Here is a 17981-nt window from a genome sequence, read left to right on the forward strand (position 1 = left end):
ATTAGGCTAAACCGTTTTTTTTTTTTTACTTTCGGAGAAACAACTTTAAAATATATGATGTTCTAGCTACTAAAAAGAGAAGCCCCAAAAAATTTGGAGCCCTCTATAACCACATGGCATAAAACCGTAGGTTTAACTTGCACTACAAATGTACAATTTTTATGCCGAAGAAACGACACGAATAGGCTGCACAACCTAAATTTATAAATGTGCATAATTTTGTACAACCGACCTTAAAAGATAAGGTCATAAACTTTAAAATGATGAAAAAATTATTAATCTTAACCGTGTTACTAACTGGATTTTCATTTACTAGTTTAGATGCGAATGCAAAAGTGAAAGAAAAAAGCTGTTTCCAAGGAGCAAGAGAACTTGTGATTATATTAGATGGAGAAATTAATATTGATAATGTAGGATTAGTAAATGATCTTACAGCAGCCTGCGAAAATGGTGATATAACTTTCAATTAAATTGATGAAGTTTTTTTTTAGTAGAAAAATTTTTGCTTTGAAGGTAGTTGTTTTGTTGCTATTTACGAATAATAGTAATTCACAAACTACCTACAAAGTAATTTATAAAGTTGAGCCAATTTTACAAGAAAAAATTGATGATAAATCTGAGAGCACAAAGCAAATCGTTAAAAAAATTGTTGAGTATGCTAGAAATACTAATTATGTATTAATTGCGAATCAAAAAAACTCTATCTTTAAAAAAGAGGAACAATTACAAATAGGTAATAAAGATCGTTTAGAGCATATTTATATAAAGGGTTCAAAATTATTCACTTCTTTTAACGAAAAAATTTACACAGACTTTGAAAATTATTCTATCATTTTTATTAGAAACCTTTTAGATCGTAATTTTACCGTTAAAAGAAGTTTTCATGAATTTAATTGGAAAATTAATGATAGTGTTAAAACAATTTTGGGTTTAAAGGCAAGAAATGCCAAAGGTGCATATTATGATCCCATATCTGATAAAAAAATAGAAGTAGATGTTTGGTTTACCCCATCAATACCTTTAAGTGCTGGACCAGATATTTTTATGGGTTTACCAGGACTAATAGTTGAGATACATTTAAAAAAAGCAATTATTTCAGTTAGTACTATAGAAGAAAATATAGAAACGGATATAAAAAGTTTAAAAAGTAATAATGTATTAACCCAAGAAGAATTTGAGAATATGATTTTAAAATTAAATAGTAAAATTCTTAAAGATTTTAATTAAAAATATACAAAATTTCAAAATATTAGTCTTAGCCCTGTTACTCTTAACAAGGTTTTCATCTTTATCTGCCCAAGAACTAAAGTTAGAAGGCAAGGTGCTCGATAGTACACAAAACCCAGTCCCGTACACCAATCTTATCGCAACGCCATTAACCGAGAGCCAAGAAATTACTTTTGCGATTACCGATGTTCAAGGACGTTATAAATTAAATTTAGCAGAAGCCGTAAGCTACCAATTAGAAATTACCCATATGGGTTTTTCTAAAGTAACCGATACGGTAAAATTCACGGCAAACAGCCAAAAAGATTATTATTTACAAAAAAGCACCGAGAGTCTAGAAGAAGTGATTATTAAACAAGAAATGGCGGTCATTGTAAAAGAAGATACCATTACTTATCGCACAGATCAGTTTAAAACCGGTGAAGAACGTAAGTTGCGAGAAGTCTTAAAAAAGCTGCCCGGCGTAGAAGTAGATCGAGAAGGGAATGTGACCGTCAACGGTAAAAAGGTGACTAAACTCATGGTCGAAGGCAAAACCTTTTTTACCGGAGACACCAAATTGGGCGTTAATAATATTCCCGCAGATGCCGTAGATGAGGTCGAAGCACTCGACAATTACAACGAAGTCGGGTTTTTAAAAGGCCTTAGCGATAGCGACCAAATGGCGCTCAACATTAAATTAAAAGAAGGCAAAAAGAAATTTTTATTCGGCGATCTCGAAGCCGGTGGCGGTATTAAAGATCGTTACCTCATTCATCCCACTTTATTTTATTACAGCCCTAAAACGGCGGTAAATGTAATCGCAGATTTTAATAACATTGGTAAAAAGAGCTTTACCATGCAAGATTATATTAATTTTGAAGGTGGTTATGCCGCTATGCTAGAGGGTTCTACCAGTTTTGGAGATGTTTATAGTAGCGATTTTGCCCAGTTTTTAAATCAGGAAGATTTTGTATATCAAAAAAATGATTTTGGCGCTGGGAGTATTTCACAACAAATTAATCCCAAACTTCGCTTAGAAGCATTTTCTATTGTTAATAAAGGGAAAACTCAAACCAGAACCACCAATAGTCTTACGTATTTAGCAGAAGATAATCTCGATGAGTTTAGAGAAACCATACAAGAAAATACGATGTTGTTCAGCTTAAATAAACTCAAGTTACGCTACCAACCCGACGATGAAAACGATTTGGCATACGAGGCATTTATAAAAACCTCTAATGGTGATGCTTACCAAAATCTAAATTCATTTACAACGATAGATACCACGCTTACGCAAATTCAGCAACAACCAAAAAATGTTTCGGTAAATCAAGAAATACGCTATAACAAACAGTTTTCTTACGAGCATACGTCAACCCTAATCGCTAATTATAAGTACAGCGATCAAGAAACCGATAACGATTGGTTGTTTAATCAACCAATATTTACCAATTTAATTCCGTTTCAGCAAGACGGTAATTTTTTCAATTTATTACAACAAACCGCCACCCAAAAACACCAAGCAACCTTAGACTTAAAACATTACTGGGTGCTTAATAACTTCAACCATATTTATCCGCGAGTGGGTTTCACTTTTTTAGACGAATCGTTTTCTACCTTAGATCAACAAATCTTAGCAAACGGAAACTTCAACAGTTTTCAGCAAAACGGTTTCAATAACGATTTAAATTTTCGCCTAACAGATAATTATATTGGTTTTCAATACAAAGCCAAAGTCGGTGATGTCATTTTTAAACCAGGCATCATGTATCATTCTTATTTTTGGAAAGTGAATCAGTTTTCAGATCAAATTGCCAATCAACAAAAAAGTGTCTGGCTACCAGAATTAAATATTGAATACGAAATTTCTTCCGCAGAAAAACTAGAACTCGATTACCAATTAAAAACCAGTTTTACCAATGCCTCGCAATACGCAAACAGATTGCGATTGGTAAGTTTTAATCAATTATATCGCGGTAACGAAAATTTAGAAAATCAGCTTTTTCATTCGGCATCTTTACGTTACCGACAGTTTAATATGTTTAAAGGTATATTTTTAAACGCTAATCTAAATTACACTAAACGAGAAAGATCGATAAGAAATACAACGCAAATTGAAGGGATCGACCAAGTAAGCACTTCAATTTATACAAGCTTACCAGAAAATACTTATGCGTTAACCGGTTCTTTAACCAAAAAAATATCCAAATACAGTTTTACTCTTCGGGGGAATATCAACTTATCCGACTATTCTAGAATTATTAACAACAATGTAAACGATTACCAATCAGAAAATTACCGTTACACGCTTAAAGCTCAAACTCGTTTTAAAGAATGGCCTAATTTAACGTTGGGTTGGGAGCAGCGTTTTAGCAATTTCGAGTCGGCTAGTTTCAAAAATAACTTCACTCAAATTAATCCCTATGCCTATTTAGAATGGGATTTTCTAAACGATTTTATTTTTAAAGCCGATTACACCTATAATTATTACGAGAACAAAAATACCAATCAGATCAATCGTTTTGAGGTGGGTAATGTATCTTTATATTACAACAAAGAAGACAGTCCGTGGGGTTTCGAGATCGATGTAGATAATGTGTTCGATATTCAGTATAAAAACGAAAATTCATTCAACCAATTTATTGTGACCGACCGTAATATTTACTTGCAACCCAGAACCATTCTGTTTAAACTTTCTTATAAATTATAAAAATTAGGGCAAAGCCTGCGGCCCGGGCTATCCATTGCCATCTTTTTTTGCCATATATCGAAGCAAAAAAAGGATGTACATTTCTATCCCTTTTGCGAGAATTTCAGGGAAACTTCAGCTTAAAAAATGAGCAGTTCATACTTATTTATTAATTTTGCCGATTCAAACACCTAAATAACATTCAGTTTTGGCAAAGATAGGAGATATAGATGTAGGAGAATTTCCGTTGTTGTTAGCCCCAATGGAAGATGTGAGCGATCCACCATTCAGAGCGTTGTGTAAAGAACAAGGCGCCGATGTGGTGTATACTGAATTTATTTCTTCAGAAGGACTCATTCGTGACGCTGCGAAAAGCGTCATGAAACTTGATATTTACGAGAAAGAACGCCCGGTGGGTATTCAGATTTTCGGAGCCAATTTAGAATCGATGTTAGAGTCGGTCGAAATTGTCGAGAAATCGGGTCCTGATATTATTGATATTAATTTCGGTTGCCCGGTAAAAAAAGTAGTTTCTAAAGGCGCCGGCGCCGGAATTTTAAAAGACATCGATTTGATGGTTTCGCTAACAGAAGCGATGGTGAAACATACCAAACTTCCAGTAACTGTAAAGACGCGTTTAGGTTGGGATCACGATTCTATTAAAATCGTTGAGGTTGCCGAGCGTTTACAAGATGTGGGTTGCCAAGCCATTTCTATTCACGGAAGAACCCGCGCCCAAATGTATAAAGGTGAAGCCGATTGGAAACCGATCGCAGAGGTAAAAAACAATCCGCGAATGTATATTCCTGTTTTTGGAAATGGCGATGTAGATTCTCCAGAAAAAGCAGTGAAAATGCGAGATGAGTTTGGTTTAGACGGAGCGATGATCGGTCGTGCCAGCATTGGTTATCCGTGGTTTTTTAGAGAAGTAAAACATTATTTTGAAACCGGAGAACATTTAGACCCGCCAACAATGGCCGAGCGTTTAGATGCTGCAAGAAGACATTTGCAAATGGCGATCGATTGGAAAGGTGATCGCTTAGGCGTTTTTGAAACCAGACGTCATTACACCAATTACTTTAAGGGAATTCCGCATTTTAAAGAACACCGAATGAAAATGGTGACCAGCGATGAGCCTGAAGATGTGTTTAAAGCTTTCGATGAAGCCGAAAAAGAATTTGGAGACTTTCAGTTTACACGATAATATTCTTCTAAATCTTTAAATAGTTAGTCATCCTGAACTTTATTCGGGCTCTAATTATTCTATTTCTAATCAGTAAAAAATTAGCAGTTTAAGAGTTGATTTCGATGACTCGTTTTATTCGTGTAGAACCAATATACGAAGCAATAATCCCTAAAGACATAATGGTTAAGAAAACGATCATTAAGTTTTTAGCTTCAAATAAAACGGGATAAGGCAAACTTGGCGTGATCATCACTAAGCTAAATTGCTGCTGAAGTAAAATAATAACACAAGCTATAGCCAAACCTAAAACGCCTCCAAAAAAAGTAAGTAACGTTCCTTGCAAAAAGAAAACCCTTCTAATTTGATGAATATTTGCCCCTAAATTGTAAAGTGTTTTTATGTTGTGTTGCTTATCAAGAATAGCCATAACGATCGCTCCGCCAACATTAAATAGCGCGATAATCAAGATTAATGTAAAAATTAGATAAACCGCTAAATTTTCAGTATTCAGCATTTTATAAAGTTTATCGTTAAGTTGTACACGATCTTTAATTAAAACGTTTTGTTGAAATATTTGCTGAATAGCTGCTCTTACTTCATCTACATTGGCTGTATCGGTTAAGCTAATTTCGATAGCAGAAATTTCATTTTCATTTAGTTCTAGTAAGTTTTGAGCTAAAGAAAATGGAGCGTAAACGTATTTATTATCGAGGTCTTCGTTAATGCTATAAATACCGATTACCATCGAAGAGATCGCATTAAAAGCATTGTTCGGGTTAGAAACTTGTCCTTTTCCCGGTTTGGGTACAAAAATTCGTAAAACATCTCCGTAACCGGCAACCCCAATCGAGAGTTTTCTAGAAATACCATTACCTACTACCACTTGTTTTTCGTCTTGATGAAGCCAAGTTCCTGCCAATAAAGTGCTATCGACAGCGTTTACTTTTAGAAAATTTTCATCGACTCCTTTTATATAAGACGAAGGAACATTTTTGTCTTTAAAGTTGAGTAAAACGCGTTCTTCAATAACTTTGGAAGTAATTTTAATTCCTTCAATTTGAAGAAGTTGTTGCTGTTGCTCTTCAGAATAAATAAAATATTTTCCTGTTTTTGGCAATACTTTTAGATCGGGATCAAACTTATTAGAAAAAGAAAGACTAAATTCTTTAAGTCCCGAAAATCCGGAAAGTACGATAAATAAAGCCATAGCGCCGGCAAAAACACCAATACTTGCAATAATTGTAATAATGTTGATGGCGTTATTCTTACTTTTTGTAAATAAATAGCGCTTGGCGATATAGTAGGAAAAATTCAACTTAAGATTTTTTTCGCTTATCTAATAAATCAGGATTTTCAATAGGGTTTTCTTCCCCTTTTACAGCTTTCTCGATGCTTTCGATATATTCTAAAGAATCGTCGAGGTAAAAATTAAGCTCAGGCATTTTACGCAATTGGTTTTTAGTACGTTGTGCAAGCTCATGCTTCAACTTAGATTTAATGGATTTTAACTCGTTAAGCAAACCTTCAGCATCTTTTGCCGGAAAAATACTTACATAAGCCTTAGCGATCGATAAATCTGTCGTTACTTTTACTTTAGAAACCGAAACGATGATCCCGGTTACATTATTTCTTTTTAATTCCTGCTGAATCACATCGGCAAGATCACGTTGTAAAACGCCTCCAATTTTTTTCTGTCTATTTGTCTCTTCCATAGTACAAAAATAGTTTATTTAAAAGGATTTGTTATTTTGCTAGTCTAAAATTTATTCAAAATGAAGAAAATAGAACATATTGGTATTGCCGTAAAAAATTTAGCTGAAGCCAATCAATTATACTCAACACTGCTAAATACAAAGCCTTACAAAGAAGAAGCTGTAGAAAGTGAAGGAGTAACTACCTCTTTTTTTGAAGTAGGAGAAAGTAAAATTGAATTATTGGCAGCCACGCGCGAAGACAGCGCCATTGCAAAATACATAGAAAAACGCGGAGAAGGAATCCACCATATTGCTTTTTACGTAGATAATATTGAAGATGAGATTGAAAGGCTTCAACAAGAAGGTTTTAAGCTTTTAAACGATCAGCCAAAAAGAGGAGCAGATCAAAAAAAGATAGCTTTCCTTCATCCAAAGTCGGCTCAAGGGGTTTTGGTAGAGCTGTGTGAAGATATAAACAAATAACCAAAATAAATTTGTTTGGTATAGTTGTATTACATATTTTTGTCCACTGTTCAGGACCCATAGCTCAGCTGGTTAGAGCACCTGACTCATAATCAGGGGGTCGATGGTTCGAGCCCATCTGGGTCCACTTTTTTTTGAACAATAGAGGTCATTCAATTAAAAAGTCTATTAATTATAAAATTTTTAGAATTTTATTAATGATTTTTTAAGATTAATAAGTGTGGTATATATATAATAATCTTTAATTTAGCGCCTCTTATGATGAAAATAAAATATATACTTTTAGTTTTAGGATTAAGTCTACTTACAGTAGACTCGTATGCTTTCCAAAGTAGAGATCCAGATGATCCTAGTGGTGATCCATCACCTCCACCTCCAGGTTTTCCTGTAGATGGTTTTGTGTCTGTATTTTTAGCAGCTGGTGCAGTTGTTGGAGTAAGGTCTTTAAAAAGCAAAAAGAAGTAATTCTTTATTGCTTATAAAGTCTTTTTGCATATTTCCCAATAACGTCAAATTCTAAATTGACGATATCTCCAGATACAATTTTGTTAAACGTTGTGTGTTCTAGAGTGTAAGGTATAATTGCTACACTAAATCTATCTTCCTTGCTATTTACTACAGTAAGGCTAACCCCATTTACCGTGATCGATCCTTTTTCGATCGTTACATTGCCTAGACTTTCATCGTACTTAAATGTGAAAATATGACTTCCGTTTTGTGAGGTTTTCTCAATACAAGTTCCTATTTGATCTACATGACCTTGTACCAAATGTCCGTCAAGGCGTTCTCCTAAGATCATCCCTCTTTCAAGGTTAACAGAATCTCCAACTGTTAGATTCCCCAAATTTGTTTTGTCTAAAGTTTCTTTAATGGCAGTTACTTTAAATAAATCATTATTAATTTCAACAACGGTTAAACAAACTCCGTTATGAGCAACGCTTTGATCTATTTTTAGTTCTGAAGTAAAATTTGCTTTGATCGTGAGGTGCAGATTATCATTTTCTTTTTCTAAATGATGTACGGTAGCGACCTCTTCTATAATTCCGGTGAACATATTTGAAGATTATTTAGTTACCTTTGTTCAACGCAAAAGTAGTCATTATTTATATGAAAAAAGCACAAAAAGTAAGAATAGGAATAAGCATAGGAGATTTAAACGGAATAGGAAGTGAGATTATTCTAAAAACTTTTCAGGACCCTAGAATGTTAGAATTCTGTACGCCGGTAATCTTTGCGAACACTAAATTACTTTCCTTTTATAAAAAACATTTTAAGCTAAATGTAAATTTTCAGGGCATAGAAAATGCCTCGAAAGTGATTGATGGAAAAATTAATGTGGTTAATGTTTGGAAAGAGAACACAAAAATCAATTTTGGTAAAGAAGATAAATTTCTAGGCAAGTTTACAGTGAAATCTCTTGAAGGTGCTACCGAAGCGCTTATTAAAAAAGAAATAGACACCTTAGTTACTGCGCCAATAAATAAAAATGTAATTCAGTCTGAAGAATTTAATTTTCCTGGGCATACCGATTATTTAGCAAAAGCGATGAAAGGTGACAGTCTCATGCTAATGATCTGTAAAAATTTAAGAATAGGTTTGCTTACCGATCACGTAGCGGTTAAAGATGTTGCTGAAAAAATTACTCCGGAATTAATTCAGAAAAAAGTAACCATTATTCACGATACATTAAAGAAAGATTTTAGAATTCAGAAACCTAAAATTGCCGTTTTAGGTATTAATCCGCATAGTGGCGATAACGGAGTTATTGGCAAGGAAGATGAAGAAATTTTAAAACCCACTATTTTAAAAATTAACGAAAAAGGAACCTTAGTTTACGGGCCATATTCGGCAGACAGCTTCTTCGGAACTAAAAATTATCAGAATTTTGATGCTGTAATTGCTGCTTATCACGATCAAGGTTTAATACCATTTAAAACGCTTTCGTTTGGTAGAGGTGTAAATTACACGGCGGGACTTTCAAGAATTAGAACCTCTCCAGATCACGGAACCGCTTACGAAATTGCCGGGAAAGGTGAGGCAGATTTTACCTCTTTTAAAGAAGCAGTCTTTGCTTCCATAGAAATTTTTAAATGTAGAAAAGAGTATTTAAAGCTCACTAAAAATCAGCTTCAGAAGCAATCAAAAAAATTATAAACATTTTTTTGTTGATAAAGATAGCTAATTAATTATATTTTATATATTTGCACGCCCGAAAAGGATGATGAGATGAAGAAGTTAAAAGAGTTTACAATCCAATTTGTAGGATTAAAAACAGGGAGGCATCATTACGATTATCAAATTGATGATCAGTTCTTTGAACATTTTGAGTACGACGATTTTAATCACGTCGATGTTAAAGTAGATCTAGAGTTAGAGAAAAAGCCTAATATGCTAGATTTACGCTTTTCTATTGAAGGAAAAGTAAATATTAACTGCGATGTGACTAACGAACCTTTTGATCAGCCGGTTGAAAATACGTTAGAATTGGTAGTAAAGTTTGGTGAAGAGTATAACGATGAAAATGAAGACCTGTTAATCTTACCACACGGTGAATACGAATTAGAAATTCAACAATACATTTATGAGGCAATTGTTTTAGCAATACCTTATAAAAGGGTTCATCCCGGTGTTGAAGACGGAACCTTAGAATCTGAAGTACTCGACAAACTAGAAGAACTTCAACCTAAACAAAAAGAAACAAAGAAAGAAGAAGAGGAAATAGATCCTCGTTGGAATAAATTAAAAAATTTACTGAACGATAATAAATAATATTTTGAGTTATGGCACATCCTAAGAGAAAAATATCTAAAACAAGAAGAGATAAAAGAAGAACTCATTATAAAGCTACAGCGCCTCAAATCGCTAAAGATCCTACTACTGGAGAAGCTCACTTATACCACAGAGCTCACTGGCACGAAGGAAAACTTTACTACAGAGGTCAAGTTTTAATTGACAATACAGAAGAAGTAGAAGCCTAAATAATTGCTTCTTAAAAAGATAACATTCCCACACCGGTAATCCGGTAGTGGGTTTTGTTTTTTGTGAAAAATAAGTTTATAAATTACCAAATTCATAAAAATTTGAAGCACTTTTTTGAATTCAAAAAAGCCAATTCCTTCAAAAATTTATGATATATCGAACGTAATTTGTAGGTTTACAATTATTTTTGTGATATAAACCCTATTATATGAACAAAGTTAGCGCGGCAATAACCGCTGTAGGATCTTATGTTCCAGACCATGTACTAACCAATAAAATGTTAGAAAGCATGGTAGATACCAATGATGAATGGATTACTACCCGTACAGGTATAAAAGAAAGAAGAATTCTAAAAGATCCTGATAAAGGAACTTCATTTTTAGGAATTCAAGCAGCTAAAAATTTAATAGAGAAAAATAATATTAATCCAGAAGAGATTGATCTAGTTATTTTTTCTACCGCAACGCCAGATATGCCGGTAGCTTCAACAGCAGCATTTACCGCTTCTTCAATAGGAGCAACCAATGCATTTTCGTTCGATCTACAGGCTGCTTGCTCTAGTTTTTTATATGGTATGTCTACCGCGGCAAGCTATATTGAATCTGGTCGCTATAAAAAAATACTATTAATTGGAGCCGATAAGATGTCTTCAATTATCGATTACACAGACAGGGCAACCTGCATTATCTTTGGTGATGGTGCAGGTGCCGTGCTTTTTGAGCCTAATGAAGAAGGCTTAGGCTTGCAAGATGAGTACTTAAGAAGTGACGGTATCGGAAGAAATTTCTTGAAGATCGATGCCGGTGGTTCGTTACTTCCTGCAAACGAAGAAACGGTAGCCAACAGACAACACTTCGTGCATCAAGACGGGAAAAGCGTATTTAAATTTGCGGTATCTAATATGGCAGATGTAAGCGCTAAGATTATGGAAAGAAATAATCTTACCGATGAAGATGTAAATTGGTTGGTAGCTCACCAAGCCAATAAAAGAATTATCGATGCTACAGCAAACAGAATGGGTGTGCCAGAAGAAAAGGTATTAATGAACATTCAGCGATACGGAAATACTACTTCTGCAACTTTACCTTTATTGTTAAGCGATTTTGAAAGCAAACTTAAGAAAGGAGATAATTTAGTTTTTGCCGCATTCGGTGGAGGATTCACTTGGGGTTCTATCTACCTAAAATGGGCATATAACTCTTAACTATTAAAATGAAAAAAACCTTATAATTATGGAATTAAAGGAAATACAAAATTTAATAAAATTTGTTGCAAAATCTGGAGCAAGTGAAGTTAAGTTAGAAATGGATGATGTAAAGATCACCATTAAAACTTCTTCAGAAGAGAAAGAAACTACAATTGTGCAGCAAATCCCAATGGGAGGTATGCAGCAAGCACCACAAATGCAACAACCAATGCAGCAAGCTCCTCAAGCACCAGCTGCTCCGGCAACTCCAAAAGCGGCTCCTGCCAAAGAAGAAGACGATGCCAAATACATTACTGTAAAATCTCCAATTATCGGTACTTTTTATCGTAAACCATCTCCAGACAAACCTGTTTTTGCAGAAGTAGGAGACAGCATAAAAGAAGGTGATGTTGTTTGTGTGATCGAAGCAATGAAACTTTTCAACGAAATTGAAAGTGAAGTAAGTGGTAAAATTGTAAAAGTATTGGTAGACGATGCTTCACCGGTAGAGTTTGACCAGCCACTATTCTTAATAGACCCATCTTAAGAAGTTTTAAATGCAAATTTTGAATGTAGCCCCGCTTCATTTAAAATCATTTAAAATTCAGAATTCAACATTTAAAATTTCAAGCGATGTTTAAAAAAATATTAATTGCTAATAGGGGAGAGATTGCTTTACGAGTAATTAGAACCTGTAAAGAAATGGGCATCAAAACTGTTGCCGTATATTCTAAAGCAGATGTAGACAGCTTACACGTTCGTTTTGCAGATGAAGCTGTTTGTATTGGTCCTGCTCCTAGTAGCGAATCTTACCTAAAAATACCAAATATAATTTCTGCAGCAGAAATTACGAATGCAGATGCCATTCATCCCGGTTATGGTTTCTTATCTGAAAATGCAAAATTCTCTAAAATCTGTGAAGAGCACGATATTAAATTTATTGGAGCTTCTGCAGAAATGATCGAGAAAATGGGAGATAAGGCAACTGCAAAAGCAACTATGAAAGCTGCGGGAGTACCTTGTGTACCAGGATCTGAAGGAATTTTAGAAGACTATAACGACTGTTTAAAAGTTGCTAAAGGTATGGGCTTCCCGGTAATGCTTAAAGCAACTGCCGGCGGTGGTGGTAAAGGAATGCGTGCCGTTTGGAAAGAAGAAGATCTTGAAGACGCATGGAATTCTGCTCGTCAAGAAGCAGGAGCTGCTTTTGGTAATGATGGGATGTATATGGAAAAGCTTATCGAAGAGCCTCGCCACATCGAAATACAGATTGTAGGAGATAGCAGAGGTAAAGCTTGCCATTTATCTGAAAGAGACTGTTCGGTACAAAGACGTCACCAAAAGTTAACTGAAGAAACGCCTTCACCGTTTATGACCGACGATCTTCGTGAAAAAATGGGAAAAGCTGCTGTAAAAGCTGCTGAATTTATTAAATATGAAGGTGCAGGAACGGTGGAGTTTTTAGTAGATAAACACCGTAATTTCTACTTTATGGAGATGAATACTCGTATACAAGTAGAACATCCAATTACAGAACAAGTAATTGATTACGACCTTATTAGAGAACAAATTTTAGTAGCGGCAGGAGTGCCAATTTCTGGGAAAGATTATTACCCAAAATTACACTCGATCGAATGTCGTATTAATGCTGAAGATCCTTACAATGGTTTTAGACCATCACCGGGTGTAATTACTAATTTACACGCACCGGGAGGTCACGGAGTTCGTATCGATACACACGTTTACAGTGGTTACGCAATTCCGCCGAACTACGATTCTATGATCGCTAAATTAATTACCACTGCTCAAACTAGAGAAGAGGCAATCAATAAAATGAAGCGTGCTTTAGATGAGTTCGTGATCGAAGGTATTAAAACCACCATCCCTTTCCACAGACAATTAATGGAAGAACAAGCCTATATTTCAGGTAATTATACCACGAAGTTTATGGAAGACTTTGTGATGGATGAAAAATATAAAGACGAAGATTAAAACTTCGCATTACCCATAAAAAAACCTTCGATTATCGAGGGTTTTTTTATTTATAAAAAGGTATTTGCATACATCTCCCAATCGGTAGGAGATTTAATTTTCAACTTTTTGATTAGCGATTTTCGATGCGTTGCGATAGTTAATTCAGAAATAATTAATGCGGAAGCAATTTCTTTATTAGTCATCCCGGAGCTTATCGATTTAAAAACTTCAAACTCTCGTAAAGTAAGTTTTTCGAAATGCTTTAAGTGCTTTGCTTTAAACTTAAATTGAGCATTAAGTTTTTTTAAATGCTTAATCGTATGAGGTAATTGTTTATGATCTACTGTTAAGCAAATTTTTGTCTTTCCGTTTGCTCGCTCAATGGTGTAATCTATTTCATCTAACTCTAAACTCTTAGATTTCTTAGTTTTTAAAAACGCTAAGGCCTTTTCTTTGCTTAAAAAGTATTTGGGTTGTAAAATAGAACTTACATCGTTAAACGACTCGATAATCGATAAATGTGCATATTGTTCTTTTGGTACCGTAAAGGCAAGGTTTCTTAAGCCGGCTTTATATTGAGGTTCGAGAATACACTTCTCGATCCATTCATAAATTTCATCGGGTATTTCTAAATCAAAATTTTCTTGAAGCCATAATAAACTCTCTGGTCTTTCAGTTTTAAAAACTTCTAAGAAATTGAGTAATTCTTGCTGAAATGTTTGCGTGTTCAGAGGTATTTTAGTCCATTCCTGAATTAAAATATCTTCCTCTCGTATAATCGAAATATAGTCTGATGTATAAATTTCTCCCATAAAACAGATTAATTTAAGGAATATTATTCATTTCTGTAGCTAATTACTCCGTATTTATTTTAATTTCATTCAGCAGACTTATGCGTATATTTCAACCATAGAATTAGATGAATGAAAAAACTCTTCAAATTTATAGCAAAAATTATTTTATGGTTTTTTGCCATTTCAATTATTTCGGTCGTCATTTTTAGATGGGTTCCCGTTCCGACGACTCCGTTAATGCTTATTCGTTATTTCGAGGCTCCTTCCGCAGAAAGAACAATGTGGCAACACGATTGGGAACCGATAGAAAATATCTCTGTAAATCTACAAAAAGCAGTGATTTGTAGTGAAGATCAAAACTTTGTAAAACATAATGGTTTTGATATAAAAGCAATAGAAAAAGCCATTCAAAATAATAAAAAAGGAAAACGCATTCGCGGTGCTAGTACGATTAGCCAGCAAACTGCAAAAAATGTTTTTTTATGGCCGGGCAGAAATTGGCTAAGAAAAGGCCTTGAAGTGTATTTTACCTTTTTAATTGAAACCATTTGGAGCAAAGAACGCATTCTTGAAGTTTATTTAAATAGTATTGAAATGGGCAACGGAGTTTACGGTGCCGAAGCTGCCGCCAACTATTGGTTTAAAAAATCGGCATCACAATTAAGCGCTAACGAAGCGGCGGCAATCGCTGCTATTTTGCCCAACCCAATGCAATATCGAGCAAATCCTGCTTCAGCTTATATTCAATCTAGAAAAGCCTGGATCACTAGACAAATGAATTACTACGGACCTTTAGAATTAAATCCGACTGCAGAAAAGAAGAAATGATGAGAGAAAAATTGTTAGCAAAATGTGCCGATTATGTTGAAGAACGTGTGAGTAGGTTACAAAGCTCAATAAAAGATCTGGAGCACGATTTAGGTAACGAAACCAAAAGTAGCGCAGGCGATAAATATGAAACGTCGCGTGAAATGATAAATACCGAAATTAATAAATTACAAAACCAATTACAGAGTTTTAAAAAATTGAAAGAAGTTCTAGCAGTGATCGAAAACCGAAAAGCTTCAACAACAGTTCAATTAGGAAGTATTGTAAAAACCAACGCAGCCAACTATTTTATCTCCATTCCTGTTGGTGAAATTAAGGTTGAAGAAGAGAAATTTTACGCCATTGGTTTAAATTCTCCCATTGGCAAATTACTGTTGGGTAAACAAGAAGGGGAACAGTTCATTTTTCAGCAAAAAGAATTTTCTATCAAAAAGATTCTTTAGTCTTTTACTTTTCGTTGCTGAAGTAATGTTTCATCAACGTGAAGCTGAATAGTAGCAGAAGCTTCCAAGAATTCAGTTGAATTAAAATAAATTTTTTGACCATTGTTGGCTTCAGCTTCTACAAAATAATTGGTTCCGTTAAAGTAAGATTTGATCACTTTTGCGGTTAAATTTCCGTTTTCAGAAAGCTTTATTTCCGTGGGATAAATTAAAACTTTTCCTTCAGCAGAAGCTTCAAAAAGCTCAAGCTCTAATTCGTTCACTTCCTTAAAAAGTGAAGCCACATATTTATTCGGCGGAAAGTTAAACAGTTGTTCAGAAGTATCGTTAGCCATTAGTTTTCCTTCTTTCATCACCAAGGCTTGATCGGCAAAACCTAACATATCGGTGCTATCGTGCGTTGCGAAAATACAGGTGATTTCCTGTTTTTTTAAATAATTAAAAAGGTTGCGGCGCAACTTATTTTTCCTAAAATTATCGATGAAATTAAAAGGTTCGTCCAACAAAAGCAACTCCGGTTCTTTAGCCAAAACCTGCGCTAGAGCAACTCGCTGTTTTTGTCCGCCACTTAAATTTTTCACTTTACTTTCCGCAAAAGGAAGCATATCGATCACTTCTAAAAGCTCTTCGGTACGTTGCGCACTAAAATCTGCCTGTTGTCGGCTCAAATGCTTTTGTATATTCTCTGCAACGCTCGTGTAAGGCATCAAATGGTCTTCTTGCGCGAGATATTTCATTTTATCGTGTCCGGGTACCAAATTAAAGGCCGGACCTAAAACTTGCTCGTCATTCCAATAAATACTGCCTTCATCTAGATCGAGCAAGCCAAAAATAGCTTTCAATAAGGTGCTTTTTCCGCAGCCGCTTTCACCAATAATGCACGTATGTGCGCCTTTTTCAACAGAAAAATGAATGTTTTGTAACGTGTTTTTGTTATGGTAAGCAAAAGTAACCTGCGAGACTTTCAGCATAAATGGGCAATTTTATTCAAAGATAAGCTTTAGAATTTTGAAATGTCTTCATGAATTTTGAAAGTATGTATCTTTACTTAAAAAAATAAAATGAAGTTTTTTTTATTCTTACTATCTATGCTAACAACCGTTTTTGCTCAGTCTCAAGAAGAAATCACTGAAGCAGAATTGACTCAGCATATCGAATTTTTAACTGCGGAAGAATTAAAAGGGCGATACCCGGGAACGCCTGAAAATGATAGCATTGTCAATTACCTAGTCGACGATTTTTCTAAAAATGAAATCTCTGTATTGGTGCAAGAATTTGAAGCCCAAATGAGAAAAGACAGTTCTATAGTGAAAACTTATAACGTGTTGGGTTTGGTAGAAGGAAAAGATTCGATTTTAAAAGATGAAGTGATTGTTTTGGGAGCTCATTACGATCATTTAGGGATAAAAGGAGATAGCATTTATCACGGTGCCGACGACAATGCAAGTGGAATAGCTGCTTTATTAGAAATTGCAGAAAAAGTAAAAGCTCATCAACATGAACTGAAACGCAGTATTATTTTTATTGCTTTTGGTGCAGAAGAACAAGGTTTACTCGGAAGTCAATTTTTTGTAGAAAACCCCATTGTACCCATCGATCAAATTAAATTAATGATGAATATAGATATGTTGGGACATTTAAATGAAGAAAAACACCTCTATATGGGCGGCGCAGGAACATTTCCCGGTGGAGTAGAATTAATGAAAAGTTTAGCGAATTCAGATGAATTAAACCCCATCCTTCACGCCGGTGGCGTGGGCGGTTCAGACCATGTTTCATTTTACAGAAAAAGCATTTCTGTACTAGGTTTTCATACCGGTGGTCACGATCACTATCACCAACCTAGCGACACCATCGAGCATTTAAATATCCCCGGTGAAGTAAATGCTGCCAATTACATTTACCAAGCGCTTATGGAGATCGCTACTTCAAAAAGAGAATTAAGGTTTATTGAGCAGGATTAAGTCATTTCGATGATTGCTTTTTGCGATAGCGAAAAAGCAATTGTATAGAGAAGTTGTTGAGAAAAGTTCTCGATACAATTTACCTCCGTTTTACTTCAGTAAATTACTCGAACTGACTTTTTTTGGTCACTTTGATTGGGCGTTTGTAGCGATAGCAGAAAACAGCTGTATCGAGAAGTTATTACGAATAGTTCTCGATACAATTTACCTCCGTTTCACTTCGGTAAATCACTCCTTTAGACTTGTATTTGTAAATTCATAGTAAGTTTAATAAAAAAGAGAGCTGAACTTGAGTACACTATTTTCGCTCAGAACATAAAGTTCAAAGTTCGATTCAGACTCAAGTTCAGACTTTCATCAAAATCTCTAATAGAAATTCGGGATTTAAAGCCCATTATCAAGGAGTCGAGTTATTGATGAAAAGCATCTCTTCAACAAAGTAAAACAAAGTTATGAAAAATGTTTATGTTGGCATTGATATTAGTAAAGCTACATTGGATTTTTGTGTAGTAGAACCTAAGAGGATAAGTTTCCATAAAATCAAAAATAATG

20 protein-coding genes and 1 tRNA gene are annotated in these 17981 nt (G+C 34.7%); 16 read left to right on the forward strand and 5 right to left on the reverse strand.

What is annotated here, in order from left to right; translation table 11 throughout:
* The first annotated feature begins 263 nt into the window (after positions 1 to 263).
* The 4 genes from G551_RS0111490 (at position 264) to dusB (ending at position 5102) form a co-directional block, all read left to right on the forward strand.
* The gene (locus G551_RS0111490; protein WP_027885715.1) at positions 264 to 470 is read left to right on the forward strand and encodes a hypothetical protein; all 207 of its coding nucleotides are present in this window, start codon (positions 264 to 266) and stop codon (positions 468 to 470) included.
* Between the two features lie 37 nt (positions 471 to 507).
* A complete protein-coding gene (locus G551_RS0111495; RefSeq protein ID WP_169558816.1) occupies positions 508 to 1227 on the forward strand; it encodes a GLPGLI family protein in 720 nt (239 codons plus the stop codon).
* Between the two features lie 94 nt (positions 1228 to 1321).
* Positions 1322 to 3919 (forward strand): TonB-dependent receptor, encoded by a 2598-nt coding sequence (locus tag G551_RS0111500; RefSeq protein WP_229797320.1) that lies wholly within the window; start codon positions 1322 to 1324, stop codon positions 3917 to 3919.
* Between the two features lie 187 nt (positions 3920 to 4106).
* Complete coding sequence (gene dusB, locus G551_RS0111505) at positions 4107 to 5102, forward strand: tRNA dihydrouridine synthase DusB (RefSeq protein WP_027885718.1); 996 nt, start codon at positions 4107 to 4109, stop codon at positions 5100 to 5102.
* An 88-nt stretch (positions 5103 to 5190) separates the two neighbouring features.
* Here the strand turns inward: dusB and G551_RS0111510 are convergent, their stop codons facing one another.
* The gene (locus G551_RS0111510; RefSeq protein WP_027885719.1) at positions 5191 to 6399 is read right to left on the reverse strand and encodes an ABC transporter permease; all 1209 of its coding nucleotides are present in this window, start codon (positions 6397 to 6399) and stop codon (positions 5191 to 5193) included.
* A 1-nt stretch (position 6400) separates the two neighbouring features.
* Complete coding sequence (gene rbfA, locus G551_RS0111515) at positions 6401 to 6796, reverse strand: 30S ribosome-binding factor RbfA (RefSeq protein ID WP_027885720.1); 396 nt, start codon at positions 6794 to 6796, stop codon at positions 6401 to 6403.
* A gap of 60 nt (positions 6797 to 6856) precedes the next feature.
* On the opposite strand from rbfA, the gene mce reads away from it, so the two are divergent.
* The 3 genes from mce (at position 6857) to G551_RS0111530 (ending at position 7726) form a co-directional block, all read left to right on the forward strand.
* Positions 6857 to 7261 (forward strand): methylmalonyl-CoA epimerase, encoded by a 405-nt coding sequence (gene mce / locus G551_RS0111520; protein WP_027885721.1) that lies wholly within the window; start codon positions 6857 to 6859, stop codon positions 7259 to 7261.
* Between the two features lie 53 nt (positions 7262 to 7314).
* Positions 7315 to 7388: transfer RNA gene (locus G551_RS0111525), tRNA-Ile, on the forward strand.
* A 131-nt stretch (positions 7389 to 7519) separates the two neighbouring features.
* Positions 7520 to 7726, forward strand: coding sequence for a PID-CTERM protein-sorting domain-containing protein (locus G551_RS0111530; RefSeq protein ID WP_156876784.1), 207 nt, complete (start codon positions 7520 to 7522; stop codon positions 7724 to 7726).
* A gap of 4 nt (positions 7727 to 7730) precedes the next feature.
* Here G551_RS0111530 and G551_RS0111535 read toward each other — a convergent pair whose 3' ends face one another.
* Positions 7731 to 8315, reverse strand: coding sequence for a riboflavin synthase (locus G551_RS0111535; RefSeq protein ID WP_027885723.1), 585 nt, complete (start codon positions 8313 to 8315; stop codon positions 7731 to 7733).
* Between the two features lie 53 nt (positions 8316 to 8368).
* Here G551_RS0111535 and pdxA point away from each other — a divergent pair, with 53 nt between their 5' ends.
* From pdxA to accC, 6 genes are all read left to right on the forward strand, one after another.
* Complete coding sequence (pdxA, locus tag G551_RS0111540; protein ID WP_027885724.1) at positions 8369 to 9415, forward strand: 4-hydroxythreonine-4-phosphate dehydrogenase PdxA; 1047 nt, start codon at positions 8369 to 8371, stop codon at positions 9413 to 9415.
* Positions 9416 to 9487: 72 nt separating this feature from the next.
* Entirely contained in the window at positions 9488 to 10030 is a 543-nt protein-coding gene (locus tag G551_RS0111545; protein ID WP_027885725.1) for a YceD family protein, read from the forward strand.
* 11 nt (positions 10031 to 10041) lie between these two features.
* Positions 10042 to 10239 carry a 50S ribosomal protein L32 gene (gene rpmF / locus G551_RS0111550; protein ID WP_027885726.1) on the forward strand — a complete coding sequence of 66 codons (198 nt, stop codon included), beginning with the start codon at positions 10042 to 10044 and terminating at the stop codon, positions 10237 to 10239.
* 209 nt (positions 10240 to 10448) lie between these two features.
* A complete protein-coding gene (locus tag G551_RS0111555; RefSeq protein ID WP_027885727.1) occupies positions 10449 to 11444 on the forward strand; it encodes a beta-ketoacyl-ACP synthase III in 996 nt (331 codons plus the stop codon).
* A gap of 28 nt (positions 11445 to 11472) precedes the next feature.
* Positions 11473 to 11973: an acetyl-CoA carboxylase biotin carboxyl carrier protein gene (accB, locus tag G551_RS0111560; RefSeq protein ID WP_027885728.1), complete on the forward strand. Its 501-nt coding sequence runs from the start codon at positions 11473 to 11475 to the stop codon at positions 11971 to 11973.
* Positions 11974 to 12059: 86 nt separating this feature from the next.
* Complete coding sequence (gene accC / locus G551_RS0111565; RefSeq protein WP_027885729.1) at positions 12060 to 13418, forward strand: acetyl-CoA carboxylase biotin carboxylase subunit; 1359 nt, start codon at positions 12060 to 12062, stop codon at positions 13416 to 13418.
* A 50-nt stretch (positions 13419 to 13468) separates the two neighbouring features.
* On the opposite strand, the gene G551_RS16260 is transcribed toward accC, so the two are convergent.
* Positions 13469 to 14212 (reverse strand): helix-turn-helix transcriptional regulator, encoded by a 744-nt coding sequence (locus G551_RS16260; protein WP_027885730.1) that lies wholly within the window; start codon positions 14210 to 14212, stop codon positions 13469 to 13471.
* 111 nt (positions 14213 to 14323) lie between these two features.
* Between G551_RS16260 and mtgA the strand changes: the two genes are divergently transcribed.
* Positions 14324 to 15022: a monofunctional biosynthetic peptidoglycan transglycosylase gene (mtgA, locus tag G551_RS0111575; RefSeq protein ID WP_027885731.1), complete on the forward strand. Its 699-nt coding sequence runs from the start codon at positions 14324 to 14326 to the stop codon at positions 15020 to 15022.
* Positions 15022 to 15465, forward strand: coding sequence for a GreA/GreB family elongation factor (locus G551_RS0111580; protein ID WP_027885732.1), 444 nt, complete (start codon positions 15022 to 15024; stop codon positions 15463 to 15465). Before mtgA ends, G551_RS0111580 begins: the two co-directional genes overlap by 1 nt.
* Here the strand turns inward: G551_RS0111580 and G551_RS0111585 are convergent.
* On the reverse strand, positions 15462 to 16436 hold the full coding sequence (locus G551_RS0111585) for an ABC transporter ATP-binding protein (protein WP_027885733.1): 975 nt from the start codon (positions 16434 to 16436) through the stop codon (positions 15462 to 15464). The two genes, G551_RS0111580 and G551_RS0111585, sit on opposite strands and share 4 nt — an antisense overlap.
* A 90-nt stretch (positions 16437 to 16526) precedes the next feature.
* Between G551_RS0111585 and G551_RS0111590 the strand changes: the two genes are divergently transcribed.
* Positions 16527 to 17429 carry a M28 family metallopeptidase gene (locus G551_RS0111590; protein WP_027885734.1) on the forward strand — a complete coding sequence of 301 codons (903 nt, stop codon included), beginning with the start codon at positions 16527 to 16529 and terminating at the stop codon, positions 17427 to 17429.
* Positions 17430 to 17981 lie beyond the last annotated feature (552 nt).

The organism is Mesonia mobilis DSM 19841 (assembly GCF_000423405.1).
Classification (GTDB): domain Bacteria; phylum Bacteroidota; class Bacteroidia; order Flavobacteriales; family Flavobacteriaceae; genus Mesonia; species Mesonia mobilis.